Here is a 25,564-nt window from a genome sequence, read left to right on the forward strand (position 1 = left end):
CTTGGTATTTGATAGATATTCAATTTTGAGTAGGTATTACTCAGAGTTAAGTGACGATAGCCTAGGAGATACACCTGTACCCATGCCGAACACAGCAGTTAAGCCCTAGAACGCCGGAAGTAGTTGGGGGTTGCCCCCTGTGAGATATGGAAGTCGCTTAGCTCGAGGGAGTTTAGCTCAGTTGTAATTGAGAGGAAATCGAAATTACAATCGGCGGATGAGAGAAACGAAGTTTCTTACCGTTGGCTGAGCTAGACTCCGCCCTTTGGGAGTTTAGCTCAGCTGGGAGAGCATCTGCCTTACAAGCAGAGGGTCAGCGGTTCGATCCCGTTAACTCCCATTTTAGCGGGTGTAGTTTAGTGGTAAAACTACAGCCTTCCAAGCTGTTGTCGCGAGTTCGATTCTCGTCACCCGCTTTGAACTTTGTTCAATTACCAAGTTTTTTAAACTTGGGCGCGTAGCTCAGGTGGTTAGAGCGCACGCCTGATAAGCGTGAGGTCGGTGGTTCGAGTCCACTCGTGCCCATTTATAAATATGGTCCGTTGGTCAAGGGGTTAAGACACCGCCTTTTCACGGCGGTAACACGGGTTCGAATCCCGTACGGACTATTTATTGGAGGATTACCCAAGTCCGGCTGAAGGGAACGGTCTTGAAAACCGTCAGGCGTGTAAAAGCGTGCGTGGGTTCGAATCCCACATCCTCCTTTTTATATTAACGCGGGATGGAGCAGCTCGGTAGCTCGTCGGGCTCATAACCCGAAGGTCGTAGGTTCAAATCCTGCTCCCGCAATTTGGCTCGGTAGCTCAGTTGGTAGAGCAATGGATTGAAGCTCCATGTGTCGGCGGTTCGATTCCGTCTCGCGCCATATTTTATTTATAACTTGGAAGGGTAGCGAAGAGGCTAAACGCGGCGGACTGTAAATCCGCTCCTTCGGGTTCGGGGGTTCGAATCCCTCCCCTTCCATTACTTTAGTTACGGGCATAGTTTAAAGGTAGAACTAAGGTCTCCAAAACCTTCAGTGTGGGTTCAATTCCTACTGCCCGTGTTAATATGATTATGGCGGGTGTGGTGAAGTGGTTAACACACCAGATTGTGGCTCTGGCATGCGTGGGTTCGATCCCCATCACTCGCCTATTTTATATTATTGGGGTATAGCCAAGCGGTAAGGCAAGGGACTTTGACTCCCTCATGCGTTGGTTCGAATCCAGCTACCCCAGTTACTATTTGCCGGCGTGGCGGAATTGGCAGACGCGCTGGACTCAAAATCCAGTGTCCGCAAGGACGTGCCGGTTCGACCCCGGCCGCCGGTATAGTAATAAAGACAAGGTTTTCGGACCTTGTTTTTTGATTTGGTGAAGATTTTGATATTTTTCTTTAAGTACAGATAACTGATGAATCATCTTTTTCTTCTTATTCTAATCATTTTTAGTGTATTTTTGGTATAATATTACTTATTCACAATTTATTTTGATTATGAAAGAGTTTGGTGATTAATGTCTCGGTCTGTTGAATTACTAAAGAAACGTTACTTAAAGAATATAAAAGAGAACCCAGATTTATTTATTGGGATTGAGTTAGAATATCCTATTGTAAATTTAGAGGGTGAAGCTACAGATGGTGAAGTTGTTAAGGATCTCTTTCGGTATTTACCATCAGTATTGGGCTTCACTATCGAAAAAGTGGATGATTTTGGGAATCCAATTCAGTTGCTTGATCCAGTCAGCCAAGATACGATCTTGTTTGAGGTTGCTTATACGACGATTGAGTTTGCATTCGGAAAGGCCGAATCTATCCAAGAGGTAGAAGAACGCTTTAACTTCTATATGGCTACGATTCAGAATAAGTTGGGTGAAGCTAACCATGCTATTGTTGGCTGCGGCATTCATCCCAACTGGGATAAAAATGAGAATTGTCCAGTGGCTTATCCCCGCTATCAGATGTTGATGGATTATCTGAATTTGAGTAGAAATGTAACTAAATCAGATTTACATCATTTCCCTGAGTATGGTGCCTTTATCTGTGGAAGTCAGGTTCAACTGGACGTTTCAAAGTCCAACTACTTGCGGGTTATCAATGCTTTTACGCAAATTGAAGCTGCAAAAGCCTTTTTATTTGCCAATTCTGAGTTTTCAGGGGAAGATTGGGATACTAAGATTTCAAGGGATATTTTTTGGGAAGAATCCATGCACGGGATTTATCCTGAAAATGTAGGCGTCAATGCCAGACTCTTCAAAGATGAGAATGATTTTTTTGATTATCTAGATCATTCTGCGATTTTTACTGCGGAGCGTGGTGGGCAGACCTATTATTTTTATCCGATTCAGGCTAGGGACTATTTGGCTACACCTGAAATCCAAGCATTTACCCTTAATGGGGATGAGGTGTTAATTCATCCTCAGGAGGAGGATTTCCAAACTCATCGTAGTTACCAGTACCAAGACTTAACGACTCGAGGAACAGTTGAGTTTCGTAGTGTCTGTACGCAACCCTTGAATCGTACCTTTGCTGCGGCGGCTTTTCATTTGGGTTTGTTGCTCAATTTAGACAAGTTAGAAGCTTACTTGCAATCTGCACCATTTTTTACCACATTTGGTCGTGATTATAAGCTTTTAAGACGACAATTTTCTAAAAAACAACTCACAGATGAAGAAGAAGCTGCGGTTCTCGAGTTTTCTAAAGACTTACTCATCCTAGCTGAGGAAGGACTGGAGAAAAGAGATAAGCAAGAAATGGTTTATTTAGAGCCTTTGAAGAAAGAATTGGGATTATAATTTCTCTTATAAAGGGAGAATTTTCTGAAAAATCGTGATATAATGGAAGAGACTATAGATAAAGGATAGAGATTCATGACATTAGTTTATCAATCAACGCGTGATGCCAATAATACAGTAACTGCCAGCCAAGCTATTTTGCAAGGTTTGGCGACGGATGGTGGTCTGTTTACTCCGCTTACTTATCCAAAGGTGGATTTGGACTTTGACACATTAAAAGATGCTTCTTACCAAGAAGTGGCTAAATTAGTTTTATCAGCATTTTTAGATGACTTTACGGCTGAGGAGTTGGACTACTGTATCAACAATGCCTACGATAGCAAGTTTGATACTCCAGCTATTGCGCCATTGGTGAAACTGGATGGGCAATACAACTTGGAATTGTTCCATGGTTCAACGATTGCCTTTAAAGATATGGCCTTGTCTATCTTGCCATACTTTATGACGACAGCCGCTAAAAAGCATGGTTTGGAGAACAAGATTGTCATTTTGACAGCGACATCTGGTGATACTGGAAAAGCTGCTATGGCAGGGTTTGCGGATGTGCCTGGAACTGAGATTATCGTCTTTTATCCAAAAGATGGTGTCAGCAAGGTACAAGAGTTGCAAATGACTACTCAGACTGGCGACAATACTCATGTTATCGCTATTGATGGAAACTTTGATGATGCACAAACAAATGTGAAACATATGTTTAACGATGTAGCTCTTCGTGAAAAATTGGCTGCCAATAAACTGCAATTTTCATCAGCTAACTCTATGAACATTGGTCGTTTGGTACCACAGATTGTTTATTATGTTTATGCCTACGCTCAGTTGGTCAAGTCTGGTGAGATTGTGGCTGGTGAAAAGGTCAACTTCACAGTACCAACTGGAAACTTTGGAAATATCTTGGCTGCCTTTTATGCCAAGCAAATTGGTCTGCCAGTTGGTAAATTAGTCTGTGCTTCAAATGACAACAATGTCTTGACAGACTTCTTCAAAACACGTGTTTACGATAAGAAACGTGAGTTTAAGGTAACGACTAGCCCATCTATGGATATCCTAGTATCTTCAAACTTAGAGCGTTTAATTTTCCATCTTTTGGGGAATGATGCGGTTAAGACAGCTGAACTCATGAATGCTTTGAGTACACAAGGACAATATGAATTGACAGACTTTGATGCAGCGATTCTGGAACTCTTTGCAGCTGAATATGCGACTGAGGAAGAAACTGCGGCAGAAACTAAACGTGTTTATGATACAGATGCCTATATCGAGGATCCACATACGGCGGTTGCCTCAGCTGTTTATAGAAAATACCAAGCGGCTACTGGGGATGCGACTAAGACAGTGATTGCTTCAACTGCTAGTCCCTACAAGTTCCCAGTGGTTGCCGTAGAAGCGGTAACAGGAAAAGCAGGCTTGACTGACTTTGAAGCCTTGGCTCAATTACATGACATTTCAGGAGTGGCAGTGCCACCAGCGGTTGATGGCCTTGAAACAGCTCCGGTTCGTCATAAAACAACAGTGGCAGCTGCTGACATGCAAGCAGCGGTGGAGACTTATCTAGGACTTTAAGACAGAGGGAGTAAACTCGGTTGGGAAACCAACTGAGTTTCTTTTCATCAGGAGGAGAGATTGTTTAAGAAAAATAAAGACATTCTTAATATTGCATTGCCAGCTATGGGTGAAAACTTTTTGCAGATGCTCATGGGAATGGTGGACAGTTATTTGGTCGCTCACTTGGGCTTAATCGCCATTTCAGGTGTTTCAGTTGCTGGCAATATTATCACCATTTATCAGGCGATTTTTATCGCTCTAGGAGCTGCTATTTCCAGCGTTATTTCAAAAAGTTTGGGGCAGAAAGATCAGTCCAAGTTGGCTTATCACGTGACAGAGGCTCTCAAGATAACCCTATTGCTGAGTGCACTTTTAGGCGCCTTATCGCTCTTTGCTGGGCAAGAGATGATAGGGCTCTTGGGAACTGAGCAGGATGTGGCCGAGAGTGGTGGGCTCTACCTATCTTTGGTGGGTGGATCGATTGTTCTCTTGGGCTTGATGACGAGTCTAGGTGCCTTGATTCGTGCAACGCATAATCCGCGTCTACCTCTCTATGTTAGTCTTTTATCCAATGCCTTGAATATTCTTTTTTCAAGTCTAGCTATTTTTGTCCTTGATATGGGGATAGCTGGTGTTGCTTGGGGGACTATCTTGTCTCGCTTAGTCGGTCTTGTGATTTTGTGGTCGCAATTAAAGCTTCCTTTTGAGAAACCGACTTTTGGACTCGATAAAGACTTACTGACCTTGGCATTGCCAGCAGCAGGAGAACGTCTCATGATGCGGGCTGGAGATGTAGTGATCATTGCCTTGGTTGTTTCTTTTGGGACGGAGGCAGTAGCGGGGAATGCAGTCGGAGAAGTCTTGACCCAGTTTAACTATATGCCTGCCTTTGGCGTCGCTACGGCGACGGTCATGCAGGTAGCTCGAGCAGTTGGAGAGGATAACTGGGAAAGAGTAGATGATTTGAGCAAGCAAACCTTTTGGCTTTCCCTGCTTCTTATGTTGCCCTTAACACTCAGTATCTATGCCTTGGGGACACCATTGACTCATCTCTATACGACCGATCCTGTAGCGGTCGAAGCGAGCGTTTTGGTGGCACTGTTCTCCCTACTAGGAACCCCCATGGCGACAGGGACAGTTATATATACGGCAGTTTGGCAGGGATTGGGAAATGCTCGCCTCCCCTTTTATGCGACAAGTATTGGGATGTGGTGTATCCGAATTGGCACAGCTTATCTGATGGGTATTGTTCTTGGTTGGGGCTTACCTGGTATTTGGACAGGGACTCTCTTGGATAATGGTTTCCGTTGGTTATTTCTACATTACCGTTACCAGCGTTATATGAGCTTGAAAGGATAGGAGATGCAAAAAACAGCTTTTATTTGGGATTTAGACGGGACTTTATTGGACTCTTACGAAGCGATTTTGTCAGGGATTGAGGAGACCTTTGCTCAATTTTCTATTCCTTATGATAAGGAAAAAATGAGAGAGTTTATCCTCAAGTTTTCTGTGCAGGATTTGCTGGAGCAGGTGGCTGAAGAGAGAAACCTGGATGCGGAAGTGCTCAACCAGGTGCGTGCTCAGAGCCTGTCTGAGAAAAATGCCCAGGTAGTTTTGATGCCAGGTGCGCGTGAAGTTTTGGCTTGGGCAGACGAAGCAGGGATTCAGCAGTTTGTCTATACTCATAAGGGAGACAATGCGCTTACTATTTTAAGAGACTTGGGGTTGGAATCCTATTTCAAAGAGATTTTAACCAGTCAGAGTGGCTTTGCGCGCAAGCCCAGTCCAGAAGCGGCGACCTATCTGCTAGACAAGTATGAGTTGGATCCTGAGAACACCTACTATATAGGAGACCGGACTTTGGATGTGGAATTTGCTCAGAATAGCGGCCTTCAAAGCATCAATTTTTTAGAGTCGTCTTATGAAGGGAATCACATGATTCAAGAGTTAGCAGATATTCCTCATATTTTTGAGGATTGGGGACGAGAAGATTGTGTCAGTTTTGTGACAGAAACCTAACAAACTATTTCAAGTAATCGAGTTTGTTACAAGGAATAGACAGTTCTGTTAAATAGGCCCGAGAGGGCTTTTTTTCTGCTTTTTTTGTGTTATGATAGACAGGTACTCATTTGAAAGGAATATGAACGAATGAAGAAAAGAATAATTTTAGCCTCAACAGTAGCCTTGTCTCTTGCTCCCGCATTAGGAGCTAAAGCTCAAGAAATCTCTTGGACAGCACGTAGCGTTGAGCAAATCCAAAATGATGTGACGAAAAACGAGAACAAAAACAGCTATACAGTTCAGTATGGTGATACCCTGAGCACGATTGCAGAAGCTTTGGGAGTAGATGTAACGGTTCTTGCTAATTTGAACAAAATTACCAATATGGACTTGATTTTCCCAGATACTGTCCTCACTACAACTGTCAATGAGGAAGAAGAGGTAACGGAAGTTGAAATCCAAGCTCCTCAAGCAGATGCTAGTGAAGAAGTGAAGACTGCGACAGCTGATTTGACGACAAATCAAGTGACAGTTGATGAACAAACAGTTCAAGTAGAAGACCTTTCTCAACCAATTGAGGAAGCTCCAACTGCAACAGAGACTGAAAAACCAGCAGAAGTAGCGCCAAGTTCAGAAGTTTCTGAGACAGCGACAGTTGCTGAAGAGACACCATTTACAGAAACACCTGTAGCTGAAGAAACAGCTGAAACGACTCCAGCGGAAGCACCAGTAGCAGAAACGCCTGCTGATACAAGAGGAACAAGTGCAACAGCAGCAACAACAGCAACTTCTGACGCTGCAACGTCGACTTATCAAGCAGAGCAAAGCCAAACTCCTTCAAGAACTTATTCAGCTCCAGCAACTGAAACACCTGCTGATACAACAGGATCAAGTGCAACAGAAGCAGCATCAACAGCAACTTCTGACACTGCAACTTCGACTTATCAAGCAGAGCAAAGCCAAACTCCTTCAAGAACTTATTCAGCTCCAGCAGCTCCTGACTATGCAGGACTTGCTGTAGCTAAGTCTGAGAATGCTGGTCTTCAACCACAAACTGCAGCCTTTAAGGAAGAAATCGCCAACTTGTTTGGCATCACATCCTTTAGTGGTTACCGTCCTGGTGACAGTGGGGACCATGGTAAAGGTTTGGCCATCGACTTCATGGTTCCAGTGAGTTCAGCACTCGGAGATCGAATTGCAGAATATGCAGTCCAAAATATGGCTAGCCGTGGCATCAATTATATCATCTGGAAACAACGTTTCTACGCTCCATACGATAGTAAATATGGACCAGCCTACACGTGGAATCCAATGCCAGACCGTGGTAGCGTAACCGAAAACCACTATGACCACGTTCACATTTCAATGAACTAATCATTAAAATGGAAGTTGGGAACTGATTAAGTTCCCGCTTCTTTTTTTGTGTGATAGTTTCAGGGGAATGGGAAGATTATTCTGAAGCAAGGTGGGCCTGCTATTTTGACTCTGCTGAGTATGTTACTTTTGAAATAAGAAAACCAGCGTCCTGAGCGACGCTGGTTTTTGTATGCTCTTATCCATTTCGACGTTTACGGGCTAGTAGGGCTCTGTAAAAGAAGATATGATTGTTTTGGATATAGGGAAGGATTGAAAAACTAGCAATTCCAAAAGTGATCCAATTGAGGAAGTACCAAGGAAGTAGTTGTAAGTCGAGGACAAAGCGTTGAAATTTGTAACCCTTCATCAAGAAACGGCTGGTTTTCAGGATTTGACGGGGTTTAGCCTGTCCTAAATCTAGAGTGTCGCAGAGGAGGAATTCTACCTGCGAGTAAGCGTAATGTTGCGGGATATAGAGGGCATTTCCTACAATCATCAAGATGAGGCTCGCGAAAAAGTAGAGTCCAAAGGCCATAAGGAATTGCTCCGTTTCAACGGATGAGAGGTCTAATTTTGGAAATTCAGGATGTAGGGCGACAAATCTCCGAGCCAAGAGATTGCTATAAAAAAGAAAATAAACGCCTACTAAGTTTGGAATGCTCCATAAAAAAAGGTAGAAACGTTTGAGGAGTAGGGTCAGGAAGGCCTGCGAGAAGCGCTCTTCAGCAAAGAGGGCTAGACTAGATTTTACTGAGAGTTCCGTATCAGGATCCTTGAGGAGTCTGAGTGTCGCAAAGGCAGCACCTGCTAGAAAAATAGCGCTCATAAAAGAAACCACTAGCGGGAAGAGATAGGCTTGGAGAACTTGTGCCAGCATGCTGAAAAAGGATTGCTCTAAAACACTTTCTTGGAGACGAGCCAAGGGGTTGAGAAAGCCTGACAAGATGACCAACATACTAGGAAGGAGATAGACCAGAAGGAGGCGGGGATTTTCAGCCTGAAATTGCCTCGTCTGCAGACGAATGGTTTTTAAATCAATTTTTGGGTATTTCATTCTCTCATTATACCATAGTTCGTGACAGTTCCAGCTTTTTTTGATAAAATCATACAGTATGCCTTTGGGCGCAAAGTATGAACTGGGACTGTTTTTCCCAGCTTCGGAGGTAAAAAATGTCAGATTCACCAATCAAATACCGTTTGATTAAGAAAGAAAAACACACGGGAGCTCGTCTGGGAGAAATCATCACCCCTCACGGCACCTTCCCGACACCTATGTTTATGCCGGTTGGGACCCAAGCTACTGTCAAGACCCAGTCACCAGAGGAGTTGAAGGAGATGGGATCAGGAATTATCCTGTCTAATACTTATCATCTCTGGCTTCGTCCTGGAGATGAACTCATCGCACGCGCAGGTGGTCTCCACAAATTTATGAACTGGGACCAACCAATCTTGACGGATAGTGGTGGTTTCCAGGTTTATTCCCTAGCAGATAGTCGTAATATCACCGAAGAAGGAGTAACTTTTAAAAACCATCTCAATGGTTCCAAGATGTTCCTATCGCCAGAAAAGGCCATCTCTATTCAGAATAATCTGGGCTCAGACATCATGATGTCCTTTGACGAATGTCCTCAGTTTTACCAACCTTACGACTACGTTAAGAAATCCATCGAGCGTACCAGTCGTTGGGCTGAGCGTGGTTTGAAGGCTCACCGTCGTCCACAGGATCAAGGTTTGTTTGGAATTGTGCAGGGGGCAGGATTTGAAGACCTTCGCCGTCAGTCAGCTCATGACCTTGTCAGCATGGATTTCCCTGGATACTCTATCGGTGGTTTGGCTGTGGGAGAAACGCACGAAGAAATGAATGCCGTCTTGGATTTCACAACCCAGCTTCTCCCTGAAAATAAACCTCGCTATTTGATGGGTGTCGGAGCGCCAGACAGCTTGATCGATGGGGTCATTCGTGGTGTGGATATGTTTGACTGTGTCTTGCCGACTCGTATCGCTCGTAACGGAACTTGTATGACCAGCCAAGGTCGTTTGGTTGTCAAGAATGCCCAATTCGCTGAAGACTTTACGCCACTGGATCCTGAGTGTGATTGCTACACATGTAAGAACTATACACGCGCTTATCTTCGCCACCTGCTCAAGGCTGACGAAACCTTTGGTATCCGCTTGACTAGCTACCACAATCTCTACTTCTTGCTCAACCTCATGAAGCAGGTCCGTCAAGCCATCATGGATGACAATCTCTTGGAATTTCGTGAGTATTTTGTGGAAAAATATGGTTACAATAAGTCAGGGCGCAATTTTTAAAGTGTAAAAATAGAATGCCAAAATCCTAAGTTTTCTCTTAGGATTTTTCCTATTTTTTTGATAGAATAGGGAGTATAATGGAATGGAAATTAGGTGGTGTTTTGCTTCCTAATTTAATGGAGAATAGACTCGTATGCGTATTAAATGGTTTTCCTTGATTAGGATTACAGGTTTACTTTTGGTGCTTTTGTACCACTTCTTTCAAACGATCTTTCCTGGAGGATTCTTTGGGGTAGATGTCTTTTTCACTTTTTCAGGATTTTTGATCACCTCCCTCCTTTTAGAAGAATTTGGGAAGGCACGCCAGATCGATTTGCTGGGCTTTTTTAAGAGACGGTTTTACCGCATCGTGCCACCTGTGGTGCTGATGGTTTTGGTGACCATGCCTTTTACTTTCTTGGTTCGTCAAGACTATGTTGCTGGAATTGGTGGCCAGGTTGCTGGAGTTCTCGGTTTTATGACCAACTTCTACGAAATGTTAACAGGGGGAAGTTATGAATCCCAGTTCATTCCGCATCTCTTTGTTCACAACTGGAGCCTAGCTGTTGAGGTTCACTACTATATCCTTTGGGGCTTAGCGGTTTGGTTTTTATCGAAACGTTCAAAATCTAGTAGTCAATTGAGAGGGATGGTCTTTCTCCTTTCTGCTGGAGCTTTTATCATTAGCTTTTTCTCCATGTTTATTGGTAGTCTAATGGCGAGTTCCTATTCATCTGTCTACTTTTCAAGTTTGACCCATGTCTATCCCTTCTTTTTAGGAAGCATTTTGGCGACGGTTGTGGGGGTTCGTCAGACGAGCGATTTAGTCAAGCAGTTTGATCGGATGTGGGATATTCGTCAGAATCTACTGGTATTTGCTGCAGGTCTCTTGGTGTTAATGCTCTTGACTTTCTTTGTCAAGTTCACCTACCTGTTTGCGTACTTATTTGGTTTCTTGCTAGCAAGTTTAGCGGCAGTGACCATGATTTTTGCTGCGCGTGTCTTGCATGAGAAAACGCCTGAGATACAAGAACCTCGGATCATTACATTTTTAGCGGATACCAGCTATGCGGTTTATCTCTTCCACTGGCCTTTTTATATTATCTTTTCTCACTTGATGAGTAATCTGCCTGCTGTTATTCTGACGATCATCTTTTCTTATTTCTTTGCTATCCTATCCTTCTATATTATTGAGCCGTTGATTGCCGGTAAATCCAATCCTTTAATACGGAAGATTAGTCGATTACCTCATATTAAACCAATTAGTGCTACTGGTGCTGGCATTCTTACCTTGCTTACCTTGATTATCATAGCTGTGGCTCCTCAGGTTGGAGCTTTTGAGACAGACTTGATGGTCAATGGTTTCAAACAAGCCCAGACCAATATAGGACAAACAAAGACTCTTGCTGAACAAGCTGAACTGAGTCGCCTAGGAATTTCTGAGGGAACAAGCCTAATAGGAGATTCGGTAGCCTTGCGTGCCAATACAGCCTTACAAGAGGCACTCCCTGAAGCGAATATCAATGCCCAGGTTAGCCGAACGACCAAGCAAGCCAATGACATCATGCTCAATAACAGTCAGAACAAGGCGCTGCTAAAAACAGTTGTCATTGCAACGGGAGTCAACAATCCTGAAGGTTACAAGAATGATTTGGACAGCATCGTGAACAATCTACCGAAAGGACACCATCTGATACTGGTGACACCTTATGAGGGAGACAAGAGCAAGGACACTTACACATCAGTGGAGCAGTATGCGGCTTATGCACGGGAATTAGCTGAAAAGAATCCTTACGTGAGCATCGCTGACTGGAATAAGGTTGCTAAGGAACATCCTGAAATCTGGGCTGGAACCGACCAAGTCCACTTTGGAAATGATAGCAACATGATTGAAGAAGGTGCTAAACTTTACGCAGAGACGATTGCAGCTGCTGTAAAGGCTGCTCAAGAACTGCCTGTAAAATCAAAATAAAATTAAAGAGTTGGAAAAATCCAGCTCTTTTAAAATATCTCTAGAAAATAGGTCTATACCATTTACAAATGAAAAAGAAAGGTTTATAATGTAATTGACATAATAAATTCTAGAATCAATCTATCAAGGAGGTTATCATTATGCCTAATTATATTAAAGCGGATCAGTTTTTCTACCCACACGGAGTTCGTCGTGGCGGTTACTTGGAACTTGTGGATGGCAAGTTTGGCAAACATGTAGAACAGATTCCCGAGGGAGCTGAGGTGATTGACTATACAGGTTATAGCATTGCCCCAGGACTTGTGGATACCCATATTCATGGATTTGGTGGTGTGGATGTCATGGATAATAACATCGAAGGAACCCTTCATACCATGAGTGAAGGATTGCTTAGCACGGGTGTTACCAGCTTCTTGCCAACGACCTTGACTTCCTCTTACGAGCAGTTGCTTGCAGTAACTGAAAATATCGGTGCTCGTTACCAGGAAGCAAGTGGAGCCAAGATTCGTGGGATCTATTTTGAAGGTCCGTATTTCACAGAGAAATACAAAGGAGCCCAAAACCCTGCCTATATGAAAGACCCTCGTATGGATGAGTTTCGTGCTTGGCAAAAAGCAGCCAATGGCCTGCTCAATAAAATCGCCCTTGCGCCAGAACGCGAAGGTGTAGAAGACTTTGTTCGTACGATTACGGGTGAAGGAGTGACCGTTGCTCTTGGGCACTCCAATGCGACTTTTGATGAAGCTAAAAAAGCAGTCGACGCTGGAGCGAGTGTTTGGGTACATGCCTACAATGGGATGCGTGGGTTGACTCACCGTGAGCTCGGTATGGTGGGAGCCATGTATGAATTGCCACATACTTATGCAGAGTTGATCTGTGACGGTCACCACGTAGATCCAAAGGCCTGTGATATTTTGCTCAAGCAAAAAGGAACTGAAAATATCGCCCTTATCACAGACTGTATGACAGCTGGTGGCTTGGAAGATGGAGATTACATGTTGGGAGAATTCCCAGTAGTTGTTGCTAATGGAACTGCTCGCCTCAAATCGACAGGCAATTTGGCAGGTTCTATCCTTAAACTCAAAGATGGTTTGAAGAATGTGGTCGAATGGGGCATTGCGAATCCGCATGAAGCAGTCATGATGGCCAGCCTCAACCCAGCAAAATCTGTTCACATCGATGATGTCTGTGGTCAAATCCGTGAAGGTTACGACGCCGACTTTATCGTATTAGATAAAGATTTGGAATTGGTAGCAACCTACCTAGATGGTGTGAAACGTTATCAAGCCTAAAAAGATAAAAATAGGGGTCAATAAAGGACTCCTATTTTTATGATAGGCTGAAAAGCTATTTAAAGAAGTCTTCCTAAAGGGAAAGGCAAGCAAAATCCTTTTCTTGTAATAAAAAATTAGATATAATATACGATACAAAGGAAGTAGTAAGAATGTATCGTGTTATAGAAATGTATGGGGATTTTGAACCGTGGTGGTTCATAGAAGGTTGGGAAGAAGATGTCATCATGAGTCAATCTTTTGACAAGTATTATGATGCTCTAAAATATTATAAATCATGCTGGTTTGAGCTGGAAAAGAAGAATCCTCTTTATAAGAGTCGGAGTGATTTGATGACTATTTTTTGGGATCCTGCCGACCAACGCTGGTGTGATGAGTGTGATGAGTATTTGCAACAGTACCATTCTTTGGCACTTTTACAGGATGAGCAAGTCATTCCCGATGAAAAGCTACGTCCAGGCTACGAAAAACAAACAGGTCAAGAAAAGCACCGTTCTTGCCGCATGAAATGGAGATAAAAAGTAACTTTTAAAAGTTGCTTTTTATTTTTTTCAATTTTTTGCGAATAGTTAGATAAGGAGGGCGGTATGGTACAAGAAATTGCACAGAAAATTATTGCTACTGCGAAAGAAAAGAAGGCTCAGGATATCTATTTCATTCCCAAGGAAAAGTCCTACGAGCTTCACATGCGGGTTGGAGACGAGCGGTGTCTCGTTGACTCCTATGAGTTTGATGTTTTAGCTGCTGTGATTAGTCATTTCAAGTTTGTAGCGGGTATGAATGTAGGGGAGAAGAGACGTAGTCAGCTGGGCTCTTGCGACTATCAGCATGGGGAGAAGGTGTCTTCTCTGCGTTTGTCTACCGTAGGAGATTATCGGGGACATGAGAGTTTGGTTATTCGTTTGTTACACGATGAAGAGCAGGATTTGCATTTTTGGTTTCAGGATATTAAAGAATTGGGCAAGCAGTACAGGCAACGGGGACTCTATCTCTTTGCAGGTCCAGTCGGAAGTGGCAAGACGACCTTGATGCACGAATTGGCCAAGTCACTTTTTAAGGGGCAACAGGTTATGTCCATCGAAGATCCTGTCGAAATCAAGCAGGACGACATGCTCCAGTTGCAGTTAAATGAAGCGATTGGCTTGACCTATGAAAATCTCATCAAACTGTCTCTCCGGCATCGTCCTGACCTCTTGATTATTGGTGAAATTCGGGATAGCGAGACGGCGCGTGCAGTAGTTAGAGCCAGTTTGACAGGGGCGACAGTCTTTTCAACTATTCATGCCAAGAGTATCCGAGGTGTTTATGAACGCCTTCTGGAGTTGGGTGTGACGGAGGAGGAACTAGCAGTTGTCCTGCAAGGAGTCTGCTACCAGAGATTAATCGGGGGAGGAGGAATCGTTGACTTTGCAAACAAAGACTATCAAGAACACCAGCCAACTAGCTGGAATGAGCAGGTTGATCAGCTTCTTAAAGATGGACATATCACAAGTCTTCAGGCTGAAACGGAAAAAATTAGCTACAGCTAAGCAGAAGAAAATCATCACCTTGTTTAACAACCTCTTCTCCAGTGGCTTTCATTTGGTGGAAATTATTTCTTTCTTGGGCAGAAGTGCTTTGCTGGAAAAGGACTATGTGGCCCAGATGCACCAAGGATTGTCTCAGGGGAAATCTTTCTCAGAAATGATGGACAGCTTGGGTTTTTCAAGTGCTATTGTCACTCAGTTATCCCTAGCTGAAGTCCATGGGAATCTTCACCTGAGTTTGGCAAAGATAGAAGAATATCTGGATAATTTGGCCAAGGTCAAGAAGAAGTTAATCGAAGTGGCGACCTATCCCCTGATTTTGCTGGGATTTCTCCTGCTAATCATGCTGGGGTTGAGAAACTATCTACTTCCCCAACTGGACAGTAGCAATATTGCCACTCAAATCATCGGCAATCTGCCACAAATATTTCTGGGACTAGTGCTGGTTTGCTCTCTATCTTTACTTTTAGCCCTCACTTTCTACAAAAGAAGTTCCAAGATGCGGGTTTTCTCGATGTTGGCACGGGTTCCCTTTCTAGGAATCTTTGTCCAGACCTATCTGACGGCCTATTACGCGCGTGAATGGGGCAATATGATTTCGCAGGGAATGGAGCTGACGCAGATTTTTCAGATCATGCAGGAACAAGGTTCCCAGCTCTTTAAAGAAATCGGTCAAGATCTGGCTCAAGCCCTGCAAAATGGCCGCGAATTTTCTCAGACTATAGGAACCTATCCTTTCTTTAAAAAGGAGTTGAGTCTCATCATCGAGTATGGGGAAGTCAAGTCCAAGCTGGGGAGTGAGTTGGAAATCTATGCTGAAAAAACTTGGGAAGCCTTTTTTACCCGAGTTAATCGTACCATGAACTTAGTACAGCCACTGGTTTTTATCTTTGTGGCTCTGATTATCGTTTTACTTTATGCGGCAATGCTTATGCCCATGTATCAAAATATGGAGGTAAATTTTTAAAGTGAAAAAACTCATGACAAATTTAAAAAAAGCCAAGGTTAAAGCTTTCACTTTGGTAGAGATGCTAGTGGTCTTGCTCATCATCAGTGTTCTTCTCTTGCTCTTTGTGCCCAATTTGACCAAGCAAAAGGATGCCGTAGATGATAAAGGAAAAGCTGCTGTTGTCAAGGTCGTAGAAAGCCAGGCAGAGCTCTATAGTCTGGACAAGAATGAAGATGCTAGCCTTAGCAAATTACAAGCGGACGGCCGTATCACAGCTGAGCAAGCTAAAGCTTATAAAGACTACCATGCAAAACAAAAAACAAGTCAAACTGTTGCAGATTAAGGCCTTTACCATGTTTGAAAGTCTCTTGGCTTTAGGACTTGTGAGTATCATTGCTTTGGCCTTATCAGGCTCAATCCAGTCAAGTTTTGCAGCGGTGGAGGAGCAGATTTTCTTTATGGAGTTTGAAGAACTCTACCGTGAAACGCAAAAGCGTAGTGTAGCTAGTCAACAAAAGACAAGTTTGAGCATAGAGGGACAGACCATTAGCAATGGCAGTCAAAAGTTGACAGTTCCTAAAGGCATTCAGGCACCATCAGGACAAAGCATTATATTTGACCGAGCTGGGGGCAATTCGTCCCTGGCTAAGGTTGAATTTCAGACCAGCAAAGGAGTGATTCGCTATCAATTATATCTAGGAAATGGAAAAATTAAACGTATTAAGGAAACAACAAATTAGGGCAGTGATCTTACTAGAAGCAGTAGTAGCTTTGGCTGTGTTTGCCAGCATTGCGACCCTTCTTTTGGGGCAAATTCAGAAAAATAGACAAGAAGAGGCAGAAATCTTGCAAAAGGAAGAAGTCTTGCGTGTGGCGAAGATGGCCTTGCAAACAGGTCAAAATCAAGTGAGGGTAAATGGAGTGGAAATCCAGGTGTTTGCTAGTGAAAAGGGATTGGAGGTCTACCATGGTTCAGATAAGTTGCTCGACCTTAAAGAGCAGTAAGGTAAGAGCGTTCACTCTATTAGAATCTCTGATTGCCCTTATCGTCATTAGCGGAGGCTTGCTCCTCTTTCAGGCTATGAGTCAGCTCCTCATTTCAGAAGTTCGTTACCAGCAGCAAAGCGAGCAAAAGGAGTGGCTCTTGTTTGTGGATCAACTGGAGGCAGAGTTAGAGCGTTCGCAGTTTGAAAAGGTAGAAGGCAATCGCCTCTACATGAAACAAGATGGTAAGAATATCTCTATAGGGAAGTCTAAATCGGATGATTTTCGAAAAACGGATACCAGCGGACGGGGCTACCAACCTATGGTTTATGGACTCAAATCAGCTCGAATTACAGAGGAAAATCAATTGGTTCGCTTTCGTTTCCAATTTCAAAAGGGCTTAGAAAGGGAGTTCATCTATCGTGTGGAAAAAACAAAAAGTTAAGGCAGGCGTTCTTTTATATGCAGTTACCATGGCAGCTATTTTTAGCCTTTTGTTGCAGTTTTATTTAAATCGGCAAGTCGCCCATCACAAAGACTTTGCCCTAAACAAAGAAAAGTTGGCAGCTTTTGCCATGGCCAAGCGAAGTAAAGATAAGGCTGAGCAAGAAAGTGGGGAACGAGTCTTCAACTTAGGAAAAGTCAGGTATCACAATACAAAAACAGGTTTTGCAACAAGTGTTCGTATGAATAAGGGCAACTATGAATTTCTCTTTCCTCCGATGAAAAACCAAGAAAAGAAAACAGCTAAAAAGGAAGAGGTAGCGACTGATTCAAGCAATCAAGCAGAGAAGAAAAAATCAGAAGAAAAGCCTGAAAAGAAAGACAAATCCTAGTCAATTCAACTTCTTTGTGCTAAACTAAAAGCATGAAACATGATTTTAATCACAAAGCAGAAACTTTTGATTCGCCCAAAAATATCTTTCTTGCAAATTTGGTTTGTCAAGCAGTTGAAAAACAGATCGCTCTTCTATCAGACAAAGAAATTCTGGATTTCGGTGGTGGGACAGGTCTATTAGCTTTGCCCCTAGCCAAGCAGGCCAAGTCGGTTACCCTTGTAGATATCTCGGAGAAAATGCTGGAGCAAGCCCGTTTGAAAGCAGATCAGCAAGACATCAAGAATATCCAGTTTTTGGAGCAAGATTTACTAGTAAGTCCCTTGGAGCAACAATTTGACCTGATTGTTGTCAGTCGGGTTCTTCATCATATGCCTGATCTAGATGCTACTCTTGCCATGTTTCACCATCATCTTAGGAAGAATGGACAGGTCCTCATTGCTGATTTTGTCAAGACAGATACCAATCATCATGGTTTTGATTTAGCTGAACTGGAAACCAAGCTCGCCCAGTTTGGTTTTTCAAGCATAGACAGTCAGATTCTCTATAGCGCTGAAGAATTGTTTCAAGGAAATTATTCAGAACTCTTTTTAACAGTAGCCCAAAAATCACTCGCTGACTAAAGCAGTGATTTTTTCTCTTCAGATGGAAAAAAGGAGGGAAATTTGATAAGATAGGAATATGGATTTTGAAAAAATTGAACAAGCTTATACGTATTTACTAGAGAATGTCCAAGTCATCCAAAGTGATTTGGCTACCAACTTTTATGACGCCTTGGTAGAGCAAAACAGTATCTACCTAGATGGCGAGACCGAACTAGAGCAGGTCAAGGAGAACAATCAAGCCCTTAAGCGCCTAGCACTTCGTAAGGAAGAGTGGCTCAAGACCTATCAGTTTCTCTTGATGAAGGCAGGACAAACGGAACCTTTACAGGCTAATCACCAGTTTACACCAGATGCCATTTCCCTCCTCTTGGTACTTGTTGTAGAAGAGTTGTTTGAACAAGAGGAAATTAGCATCCTCGAAATAGGTTCTGGTATGGGGATTCTGGGCGCTACCTTCTTGACTTCTCTCGCTAAAAAAGTGGATTACTTGGGAGTCGAAGTGGATGATTTGCTGATTGATTTGGCAGCCAGTATGGCAGATGTGGTTGGTTTGCAGGCTGGTTTTGTCCAAGGAGATGCCGTTCGTCCGCAAATGCTTAAAGAAAGCGACGTGGTCATCAGCGACTTGCCTGTTGGCTATTACCCAGACGATGCTATCGCTTCGCGCTATCAAGTGGCTTCTAGTCAAGAACATACCTATGCCCACCATTTGCTGATGGAACAAGGCCTCAAGTACCTTAAGTCAGATGGCTATGCTATTTTTCTAGCTCCGAGTGATTTATTGACCAGTCCTCAAAGTGACTTATTAAAAGGGTGGCTCAAAGACGAAGTGAGTCTGGCTGCTATCATCGCTCTGCCAGAGGATATTTTCTCAACTGCAAGCCAAGCTAAAAGTATTTTTGTCTTACAGAAGAAAAGAGACAAGGAAATAGAACCCTTTGTCTACCCTCTTACTAGCTTGCAAGATCCGTCAGTTTTGTTTACCTTTAAAGAAAATTTTCAAAATTGGAGCAAAGGTACTGAAATATAAAAGAGATTTTGTTATAATAGATGAAAACGCTTAAAAAGAGGTATCATCTTATGACAAAAACAATTGCAATCAATGCAGGAAGCTCAAGCTTGAAATGGCAACTTTATCAAATGCCTGAGGAAAAAGTTTTGGCTAAAGGCTTGATTGAACGTATTGGATTGAAAGATTCAATTTCAACAGTAAAATTTGACGGTCGTTCGGAGCAACAAATTCTTGATATTGAAGACCACACACAAGCCGTTAAAATTTTATTGGATGACTTGATTCGTTTTGACATCATCAAAGGGTACGATGAGATTACAGGTGTCGGCCACCGCGTCGTTGCAGGTGGTGAATATTTCAAGGAATCAACAGTTGTTGAGGGGGATGTGTTAGAAAAAGTTGAGGAATTGGGACTCTTGGCTCCTCTTCACAATCCAGCTAACGCAGCTGGAATTCGCGCATTTAAGGAATTGCTTCCAGATATTACCAGTGTTGTCGTATTTGACACCTCATTCCACACAACCATGCCAGAGAAGGCCTATCGCTACCCTCTACCAACTAAATACTACACAGACAACAAGGTTCGTAAATATGGTGCCCACGGGACAAGCCACCAGTTTGTCGCAGGAGAAGCAGCGAAACTTTTGGGCCGTCCTCTAGAAGATTTGAAATTGATTACCTGCCATATTGGTAACGGGGCTTCTATCACAGCTGTTAAGGGTGGGAAGTCTGTGGATACTTCCATGGGATTCACACCACTCGGCGGTGTGATGATGGGAACTCGTACAGGAGATATTGACCCTGCTATCATCCCTTATCTCATGCAATATACAGAGGATTTTAATACCCCAGAAGATATTAGTCGCGTTCTCAATCGTGAATCAGGGCTCATGGGAGTTTCTGGTCAGTCAAGCGATATGCGTGATGTGATTGCTGCCATGGAAGCAGGAGACCATGATGCGACTTTGGCTTATGAAATGTATGTTGATCGTATCCAAAAACATATCGGTCAATACCTTGCAGTCCTAAATGGAGCAGATGCGATTATCTTCACAGCAGGTATCGGTGAAAATGCAGCTTTGGTTCGTGAGGATGTCATTTCAGGTATCTCTTGGTTTGGTTGTGATGTGGATCCAGAAAAGAACGTCTTTGGCGTAACGGGAGACATCTCAACTGACGCAGCGAAAATCCGTGTCTTGGTTATTCCAACAGATGAAGAATTGGTGATTGCACGCGATGTTGAGCGCTTGAAAAAATAAGTAAATACACGTAAAATTTGATTGTAAAAAGAAGTTGGGAAAGAGATTTTCCAGCTTTTTTTATGTAGAAAATGTCTAAAACCTTGCTGTTATTGGCTTTTTCAAAAAATATGGTATAATAGTAGTAATTTAATAGATGGAGTTGAGTTTTGAAGAAAAGCTTTCGTGTAAAAAGAGAGAAAGATTTTAAGGCGATTTTCAAGGACGGAACAAGTTTTGCCAATCGAAAATTTGTTGTCTACCAATTGGAAAACCAGCAAAACCATTTTCGAGTAGGACTGTCTGTCAGCAAAAAGCTGGGAAATGCAGTTACCAGAAATCAAATTAAGAGACGAATCCGACATATCATACAAAATGCAAAGGGGAGTCTGGTAGATCATGTCGATTTTGTTGTGATTGCTCGAAAAGGGGTGGAAACCTTGGAATATGTAGAGATGGAGAAAAACCTACTCCACGTATTAAAGTTATCAAAGATTTACCAGGAAGGAAATGGGAGTGAAAAAGAAACTACAGTTGACTAGTTTGTTGGGCTTGTCCTTGTTTATCATGACAGCCTGTGCAACAAATGGTACAGCTAGCGATATAACAGCAGATTCGACAGACTTTTGGAGCAAATTCGTCTATTTTTTTGCTGAAATTATCCGCTTTTTGTCCTTTGACATTAGTATCGGAGTGGGGATTATCCTCTTCACGATTTTGATCCGGACGATTTTATTGCCGGTCTTTCAGACACAGATGGTTGCCTCTAGAAAAATGCAAGAGGCTCAACCGCGCATCAAGGCTTTGCGAGAGCAATATCCGGGTCGTGATATGGAAAGTAGAACCAAGCTAGACCAGGAGATGCGCAAAGTTTATAAAGAGTTAGGAATCAAACATTCATCCTCTCTCTGGCCGATTTTAATACAAATGCCGGTTCTCTTGGCGCTCTTTCAAGCCTTGAGTCGAGTAGACTTTTTGAAAACAGGTCACTTTTTATGGATTAATTTGGGAGGAGTAGATACAAGTTTTGTCCTTCCGATTTTGGCGGCAGTCTTTACCTTCTTGAGTAGCTGGTTATCGAATAAAGCTTTGTCTGAAAAAAGTGGAGCTACGACAGGGATGATGTACGGGATGCCGGTACTGATCTTTATCTTTGCCATCTCTGCGCCTAGTGGAGTCGCCTTGTACTGGGCGGTATCCAATGCTTATCAAGTTTTGCAAACCTATTTCTTGAACAATCCTTTCAAGATTATTGCTGAAAGAGAAGCAGTGGCGCAAGCAGAAAAAGATTTAGAAGGCAAGAAGAGAAGAGCCTTGAAAAAAGCACAGAAAAAGAAAAAATAAGGAGGAATCTGATAATGGTATTATTTACAGGTTCAACGGTTGAAGAAGCAATCCAAAAAGGATTGAAAGAATTAGACATCCCAAGAATGAAGGCCCACATCAAGGTCGTTTCGAAAGAGAAAAAAGGATTCTTAGGCTTGTTTGGTAAGAAGCCGGCTCAAGTTGATATCGAAGCGATTAGTGAAACGACAGTGATCAAAGCCAATCAGCAGGCCATTAAAGGGGTTCCAAAAGAAGTCAATGAAAAAAATGAACCCGTGAAAACAGTAAGTGAAGCAACTGTTGATTTGGGGCATGTAGTTGAAGCAATTAAGAAAATTGAAGAAGAAGGTCAAGGTGTCTCTGAAGAGGTCAAGGCTGAAATCTTGAAAAATGAAAAGCACGCCAGCACGATTTTGGAAGAAACAGGCCATATTTCAATTTTAAATGATTTGGAACCAGAGGATACTACCGAGGAAGTGGACTCTGCTCCAGAAAAAGAAACTGAAACGCAGGAAGCAACAAGCCAATCTTTAGAAGATTTAGGCTTGAAAGTAGAACCAAGTTATGACATCGAACAAGTGGCAACTGAAGTAGCTAACTACGTTCAAACCATTGTAGATGATATGGATGTTGAAGGGACGATTTCAAGTGACTACAATCGCCGCACCATTAATCTTCAAATTGACACCAATGAACCAGGTCGTATTATTGGCTATCACGGAAAAGTTTTGAAGGCTCTTCAACTGTTAGCGCAAAATTACCTTTACAATCGCTATTCGAGAACGTTCTACATCACAATTAATGTAAATGATTATGTTGAACACCGTGCAGAAGTCTTGCAAACCTATGCTCAAAAATTGGCGACTCGCGTTTTAGAAGAAGGACGTAGCCAACAAACAGATCCAATGTCAAATAGCGAACGCAAGATTATCCATCGCATTATTTCGCGCATGGATGGCGTGACGAGTTACTCTGAAGGTGACGAGCCAAATCGCTATGTTGTCGTAGATGCAGAATAAGCAAAGCAAAATCAGGTTCGTCCTGATTTTTTGCTAGGAAAGGAAAGATTCAGATATGCTGAAAGTAGTTAGAGAATACCTATCATTTGCAGGAGTCCAGTACCGTAATCCTGATAAAGCTGGTGATGAAAGAGAAAAGATGTTGGACTTGCGGCAAAAAGGTCAAGAGGCTCGAAAGTCTTTTACAGAACTGGCTAAAACTTTTCAAGCAAGTCATCCAGAATGGAAACTGCAACAGACTAGTCAGTGGATGAACCAAGCACAACGCTTGCGGCCACATTTCTGGGCCTATCTACAGAGAGACGGACAAGTGGCAGAACCTATGTTGGCGCTGCGTTTGTATGGGGAAGGTTCAGATTTTGGGATTTCCTTAGAAGTTAGTTTCATCGAGCGCAAGAAAGATGAACAGACCTTAGACAAGCAAGTCAAGGTTTTAGAGCTTCCAGCGGTAGAAGAAATTTATTATCTAGTCTACTCAAATGGGGAAAGTCATAAGATGGAGGCTAATGAAGAAAATCGTCGTACTTTACGAGAGAAGCTGAGAAATCAGGAAGTTCGTAAAGTCTTAGTCAAGTCAGATGTTTCCTTCATTGAAAATCAGTCAGTAGAAGCGATATTGGAGAAGCTAGAAGACGCTTATACGCGCTTGCTCCCGTACTATGAAGTGACGAGGGGATAGACAAATCAAATGTGTTAGATGAACGCAAATTGTTTTATTGCTATTCTATGCATTTTTTCATATAATAGTAAAATAGGATGTGTGATTCATTAATCACCTCAAAGAGAAAGGAAATTCTATGTCAAATCTATCTGTTAATGCAATTCGTTTTCTAGGTATTGACGCCATCAACAAAGCAAACTCAGGTCACCCAGGGGTGGTTATGGGGGCTGCTCCTATGGCCTATAGCCTCTTTACAAAGCAACTTCGTATCAATCCAGCTCAACCAAACTGGATCAACCGCGATCGCTTTATTCTTTCAGCAGGACATGGTTCAATGCTTCTTTATGCCCTTCTTCACCTTTCTGGTTTTGAAGATGTTAGCATGGATGAAGTCAAGAACTTCCGCCAATGGGGTTCAAAAACACCAGGTCACCCAGAATTTGGCCATACTGCAGGGGTTGACGCTACAACTGGTCCTCTAGGACAAGGGATTTCTACTGCTACTGGTTTTGCCCAAGCAGAACGTTTCCTTGCAGCGAAGTATAACCGCGAAGGCTTCAATATCTTTGACCACTATACTTATGTGATCTGTGGCGACGGAGATTTAATGGAAGGTGTTTCAAGCGAGGCAGCTTCATACGCAGGTTTGCAAAAGCTCGACAAGTTGGTTGTTCTTTATGATTCAAATGACATTAACTTGGATGGTGAGACAAAAGATTCCTTCACAGAAAGTGTTCGTGACCGTTACAATGCCTACGGTTGGCACACAGCCTTGGTTGAAGATGGAACAGACCTTGAGGCTATTCATGCTGCTATCGAAACAGCTAAAGCTTCAGGAAAACCATCTTTGATTGAAGTGAAGACTGTTATTGGATACGGTTCTCCAAACAAACAAGGAACTAATGCTGTACATGGTGCTCCTCTTGGAGCAGATGAAACTGCCGCAACTCGTCAAGCCCTTGGTTGGGACTACGAACCATTTGAAATTCCAGCTGAAGTTTATGCTGATTTCAAAGAAAATGTTGCAGATCGTGGCGCATCAGCTTATCAAGCTTGGACTAAATTAGTTGCTGACTATAAAGAGGCTCATCCAGAACTGGCTGCAGAAGTAGAAGCCATTATTGACGGCCGTGACCCAGTTGAGGTGACTCCAGCAGACTTCCCAGCCTTAGAAAATGGATTTTCTCAAGCAACTCGTAACTCGAGTCAGGATGCCTTGAATGTTGTAGCAGCTAAGCTACCAACCTTCCTAGGTGGATCAGCTGACCTTGCTCACTCAAACATGACTTATATCAAAACGGACGGACTTCAAGACGACGCTAATCGCTTGAACCGCAACATTCAGTTTGGTGTTCGTGAATTTGCAATGGGAACGATCTTGAACGGGATGGCTCTTCATGGTGGACTTCGTGTATACGGTGGTACTTTCTTTGTCTTCTCTGACTATGTGAAAGCAGCTGTCCGTTTGTCAGCCTTGCAAGGACTTCCTGTGACTTATGTCTTTACCCACGATTCGATCGCAGTTGGTGAAGATGGTCCAACTCACGAACCAGTTGAACACTTAGCAGGTCTGCGTGCTATGCCAAATCTCAATGTTTTCCGCCCAGCAGATGCGCGTGAAACTCAAGCGGCTTGGTACCTTGCTGTGACAAGCGAAAAAACACCAACTGCCCTTGTCTTGACACGTCAAAACTTGACTGTTGAAGAGGGAACAGACTTTGACAAAGTTGCGAAAGGTGCCTATGTTGTCTATGAAAATGCAGCTGACTTTGATACGATATTGATTGCAACAGGTTCAGAGGTGAATCTCGCTGTCGCAGCTGCCAAAGAATTGGCTAGTCAAGGCGCAAAAGTCCGTGTAGTCAGCATGCCATCTACAGATGTCTTTGACGCACAAGATGCAGCTTACAAGGAAGAAATCCTTCCAAATGCAGTCCGCCGTCGTGTTGCAGTCGAAATGGGTGCAACTCAAAACTGGTACAAATATGTTGGTCTTGATGGTGCAGTTCTCGGTATTGATACCTTTGGAGCATCTGCCCCAGCACCAAAAGTATTGGCAGAGTACGGATTTACAGTTGAAAATCTAGTCAAAGTCGTTCAAAACTTGAAATAATCGCAGAAAAATCAGAGTAAAAACTCTGATTTTTTTATTGCCATAAAACAAGGCACAACCTTGTAAAAG

General features: G+C 42.9%; 25 protein-coding genes, 12 tRNA genes and 1 rRNA gene. 37 read left to right on the top strand and 1 reads right to left on the bottom strand.

The window, feature by feature from the left end; all coding sequences use genetic code 11:
• Nucleotides 1-46: 46 nt before the first annotated feature.
• From rrf to B7717_RS00140, 18 genes are all read left to right on the top strand, one after another.
• Nucleotides 47-162: ribosomal RNA gene (rrf, locus tag B7717_RS00055) — 5S ribosomal RNA — on the top strand.
• A 105-nt stretch (nucleotides 163-267) separates the two neighbouring features.
• A tRNA-Val gene (locus B7717_RS00060) sits at nucleotides 268-340 on the top strand.
• Between the two features lie 5 nt (nucleotides 341-345).
• Nucleotides 346-416 (top strand) — tRNA-Gly (locus B7717_RS00065).
• Between the two features lie 35 nt (nucleotides 417-451).
• Nucleotides 452-525, top strand: a tRNA-Ile gene (locus B7717_RS00070).
• 11 nt (nucleotides 526-536) lie between these two features.
• Nucleotides 537-608, top strand: a tRNA-Glu gene (locus tag B7717_RS00075).
• Between the two features lie 6 nt (nucleotides 609-614).
• Nucleotides 615-704, top strand: a tRNA-Ser gene (locus B7717_RS00080).
• An 11-nt stretch (nucleotides 705-715) separates the two neighbouring features.
• Nucleotides 716-789 (top strand) — tRNA-Met (locus tag B7717_RS00085).
• A gap of 3 nt (nucleotides 790-792) precedes the next feature.
• Nucleotides 793-865, top strand: a tRNA-Phe gene (locus B7717_RS00090).
• Between the two features lie 17 nt (nucleotides 866-882).
• Nucleotides 883-963 (top strand) — tRNA-Tyr (locus tag B7717_RS00095).
• Nucleotides 964-974: 11 nt separating this feature from the next.
• Nucleotides 975-1,045: transfer RNA gene (locus B7717_RS00100), tRNA-Trp, on the top strand.
• A 14-nt stretch (nucleotides 1,046-1,059) separates the two neighbouring features.
• Nucleotides 1,060-1,132: transfer RNA gene (locus tag B7717_RS00105), tRNA-His, on the top strand.
• A 13-nt stretch (nucleotides 1,133-1,145) separates the two neighbouring features.
• Nucleotides 1,146-1,217 (top strand) — tRNA-Gln (locus B7717_RS00110).
• 9 nt (nucleotides 1,218-1,226) lie between these two features.
• A tRNA-Leu gene (locus B7717_RS00115) sits at nucleotides 1,227-1,310 on the top strand.
• 183 nt (nucleotides 1,311-1,493) lie between these two features.
• On the top strand, nucleotides 1,494-2,771 hold the full coding sequence (locus B7717_RS00120) for a glutamyl-tRNA synthetase (RefSeq protein ID WP_049478717.1): 1,278 nt from the start codon (nucleotides 1,494-1,496) through the stop codon (nucleotides 2,769-2,771).
• 75 nt (nucleotides 2,772-2,846) lie between these two features.
• Nucleotides 2,847-4,331 carry a threonine synthase gene (gene thrC / locus B7717_RS00125; protein WP_084943949.1) on the top strand — a complete coding sequence of 495 codons (1,485 nt, stop codon included), beginning with the start codon at nucleotides 2,847-2,849 and terminating at the stop codon, nucleotides 4,329-4,331.
• Between the two features lie 60 nt (nucleotides 4,332-4,391).
• Nucleotides 4,392-5,672 carry an MATE family efflux transporter gene (locus tag B7717_RS00130; RefSeq protein WP_049501168.1) on the top strand — a complete coding sequence of 427 codons (1,281 nt, stop codon included), beginning with the start codon at nucleotides 4,392-4,394 and terminating at the stop codon, nucleotides 5,670-5,672.
• 3 nt (nucleotides 5,673-5,675) lie between these two features.
• The gene (locus B7717_RS00135) at nucleotides 5,676-6,332 is read left to right on the top strand and encodes an HAD family hydrolase (RefSeq protein ID WP_049520638.1); all 657 of its coding nucleotides are present in this window, start codon (nucleotides 5,676-5,678) and stop codon (nucleotides 6,330-6,332) included.
• A 129-nt stretch (nucleotides 6,333-6,461) separates the two neighbouring features.
• Nucleotides 6,462-7,688 (top strand): LysM peptidoglycan-binding domain-containing protein, encoded by a 1,227-nt coding sequence (locus B7717_RS00140; RefSeq protein ID WP_084943950.1) that lies wholly within the window; start codon nucleotides 6,462-6,464, stop codon nucleotides 7,686-7,688.
• A 178-nt stretch (nucleotides 7,689-7,866) separates the two neighbouring features.
• Here B7717_RS00140 and B7717_RS00145 read toward each other — a convergent pair whose 3' ends face one another.
• Complete coding sequence (locus tag B7717_RS00145) at nucleotides 7,867-8,724, bottom strand: DUF975 family protein (RefSeq protein ID WP_084943951.1); 858 nt, start codon at nucleotides 8,722-8,724, stop codon at nucleotides 7,867-7,869.
• Between the two features lie 116 nt (nucleotides 8,725-8,840).
• On the opposite strand from B7717_RS00145, the gene tgt reads away from it, so the two are divergent.
• The 19 genes from tgt (at nucleotide 8,841) to tkt (ending at nucleotide 25,495) form a co-directional block, all read left to right on the top strand.
• Nucleotides 8,841-9,983, top strand: coding sequence for a tRNA guanosine(34) transglycosylase Tgt (gene tgt / locus B7717_RS00150; RefSeq protein ID WP_001285249.1), 1,143 nt, complete (start codon nucleotides 8,841-8,843; stop codon nucleotides 9,981-9,983).
• A gap of 133 nt (nucleotides 9,984-10,116) precedes the next feature.
• The gene (locus B7717_RS00155) at nucleotides 10,117-11,934 is read left to right on the top strand and encodes an acyltransferase family protein (RefSeq protein WP_084921487.1); all 1,818 of its coding nucleotides are present in this window, start codon (nucleotides 10,117-10,119) and stop codon (nucleotides 11,932-11,934) included.
• A 140-nt stretch (nucleotides 11,935-12,074) separates the two neighbouring features.
• Entirely contained in the window at nucleotides 12,075-13,226 is a 1,152-nt protein-coding gene (nagA, locus tag B7717_RS00160; RefSeq protein WP_001134442.1) for an N-acetylglucosamine-6-phosphate deacetylase, read from the top strand.
• A gap of 152 nt (nucleotides 13,227-13,378) precedes the next feature.
• Nucleotides 13,379-13,744 carry a DUF1033 family protein gene (locus tag B7717_RS00165; RefSeq protein ID WP_000286399.1) on the top strand — a complete coding sequence of 122 codons (366 nt, stop codon included), beginning with the start codon at nucleotides 13,379-13,381 and terminating at the stop codon, nucleotides 13,742-13,744.
• Nucleotides 13,745-13,813: 69 nt separating this feature from the next.
• Nucleotides 13,814-14,755, top strand: coding sequence for a competence type IV pilus ATPase ComGA (gene comGA, locus B7717_RS00170; RefSeq protein ID WP_084943952.1), 942 nt, complete (start codon nucleotides 13,814-13,816; stop codon nucleotides 14,753-14,755).
• Entirely contained in the window at nucleotides 14,703-15,719 is a 1,017-nt protein-coding gene (gene comGB, locus B7717_RS00175) for a competence type IV pilus assembly protein ComGB (RefSeq protein ID WP_084943953.1), read from the top strand. Before comGA ends, comGB begins: the two co-directional genes overlap by 53 nt.
• Before the next feature lies 1 nt (nucleotide 15,720).
• Nucleotides 15,721-16,044: a competence type IV pilus major pilin ComGC gene (comGC, locus tag B7717_RS00180; RefSeq protein ID WP_000735800.1), complete on the top strand. Its 324-nt coding sequence runs from the start codon at nucleotides 15,721-15,723 to the stop codon at nucleotides 16,042-16,044.
• On the top strand, nucleotides 16,007-16,441 hold the full coding sequence (gene comGD / locus B7717_RS00185; RefSeq protein WP_162287123.1) for a competence type IV pilus minor pilin ComGD: 435 nt from the start codon (nucleotides 16,007-16,009) through the stop codon (nucleotides 16,439-16,441). The genes comGC and comGD overlap by 38 nt, the downstream gene beginning before the upstream one ends.
• Nucleotides 16,404-16,706 (top strand): competence type IV pilus minor pilin ComGE, encoded by a 303-nt coding sequence (gene comGE / locus B7717_RS00190; protein ID WP_162287124.1) that lies wholly within the window; start codon nucleotides 16,404-16,406, stop codon nucleotides 16,704-16,706. Before comGD ends, comGE begins: the two co-directional genes overlap by 38 nt.
• Nucleotides 16,669-17,130, top strand: a complete 462-nt coding sequence (gene comGF / locus B7717_RS00195) for a competence type IV pilus minor pilin ComGF (protein WP_084943956.1) — start codon at nucleotides 16,669-16,671, stop codon at nucleotides 17,128-17,130. Before comGE ends, comGF begins: the two co-directional genes overlap by 38 nt.
• Nucleotides 17,108-17,521: a competence type IV pilus minor pilin ComGG gene (gene comGG, locus B7717_RS00200; protein WP_084943957.1), complete on the top strand. Its 414-nt coding sequence runs from the start codon at nucleotides 17,108-17,110 to the stop codon at nucleotides 17,519-17,521. The genes comGF and comGG overlap by 23 nt, the downstream gene beginning before the upstream one ends.
• Nucleotides 17,522-17,553: 32 nt before the next feature.
• The gene (locus B7717_RS00205; protein WP_142357879.1) at nucleotides 17,554-18,144 is read left to right on the top strand and encodes a class I SAM-dependent methyltransferase; all 591 of its coding nucleotides are present in this window, start codon (nucleotides 17,554-17,556) and stop codon (nucleotides 18,142-18,144) included.
• Nucleotides 18,145-18,202: 58 nt separating this feature from the next.
• Complete coding sequence (locus tag B7717_RS00210) at nucleotides 18,203-19,156, top strand: class I SAM-dependent methyltransferase (protein ID WP_084943958.1); 954 nt, start codon at nucleotides 18,203-18,205, stop codon at nucleotides 19,154-19,156.
• 50 nt (nucleotides 19,157-19,206) lie between these two features.
• Nucleotides 19,207-20,397, top strand: a complete 1,191-nt coding sequence (locus B7717_RS00215; RefSeq protein WP_000167790.1) for an acetate kinase — start codon at nucleotides 19,207-19,209, stop codon at nucleotides 20,395-20,397.
• Between the two features lie 149 nt (nucleotides 20,398-20,546).
• Nucleotides 20,547-20,918 carry a ribonuclease P protein component gene (gene rnpA, locus B7717_RS00220; protein WP_084879949.1) on the top strand — a complete coding sequence of 124 codons (372 nt, stop codon included), beginning with the start codon at nucleotides 20,547-20,549 and terminating at the stop codon, nucleotides 20,916-20,918.
• Complete coding sequence (locus B7717_RS00225) at nucleotides 20,893-21,720, top strand: membrane protein insertase YidC (RefSeq protein ID WP_162837252.1); 828 nt, start codon at nucleotides 20,893-20,895, stop codon at nucleotides 21,718-21,720. Before rnpA ends, B7717_RS00225 begins: the two co-directional genes overlap by 26 nt.
• Before the next feature lie 14 nt (nucleotides 21,721-21,734).
• On the top strand, nucleotides 21,735-22,721 hold the full coding sequence (jag, locus tag B7717_RS00230) for an RNA-binding cell elongation regulator Jag/EloR (RefSeq protein ID WP_049478136.1): 987 nt from the start codon (nucleotides 21,735-21,737) through the stop codon (nucleotides 22,719-22,721).
• A 55-nt stretch (nucleotides 22,722-22,776) separates the two neighbouring features.
• Nucleotides 22,777-23,400 carry a hypothetical protein gene (locus tag B7717_RS00235; RefSeq protein ID WP_049478137.1) on the top strand — a complete coding sequence of 208 codons (624 nt, stop codon included), beginning with the start codon at nucleotides 22,777-22,779 and terminating at the stop codon, nucleotides 23,398-23,400.
• A 118-nt stretch (nucleotides 23,401-23,518) separates the two neighbouring features.
• Nucleotides 23,519-25,495 carry a transketolase gene (gene tkt / locus B7717_RS00240; protein WP_084879951.1) on the top strand — a complete coding sequence of 659 codons (1,977 nt, stop codon included), beginning with the start codon at nucleotides 23,519-23,521 and terminating at the stop codon, nucleotides 25,493-25,495.
• Nucleotides 25,496-25,564: the final 69 nt, after the last annotated feature.

The sequence above is a fragment of the Streptococcus oralis subsp. oralis genome (assembly GCF_002096495.1).
Taxonomy (GTDB): domain Bacteria; phylum Bacillota; class Bacilli; order Lactobacillales; family Streptococcaceae; genus Streptococcus; species Streptococcus oralis_CU.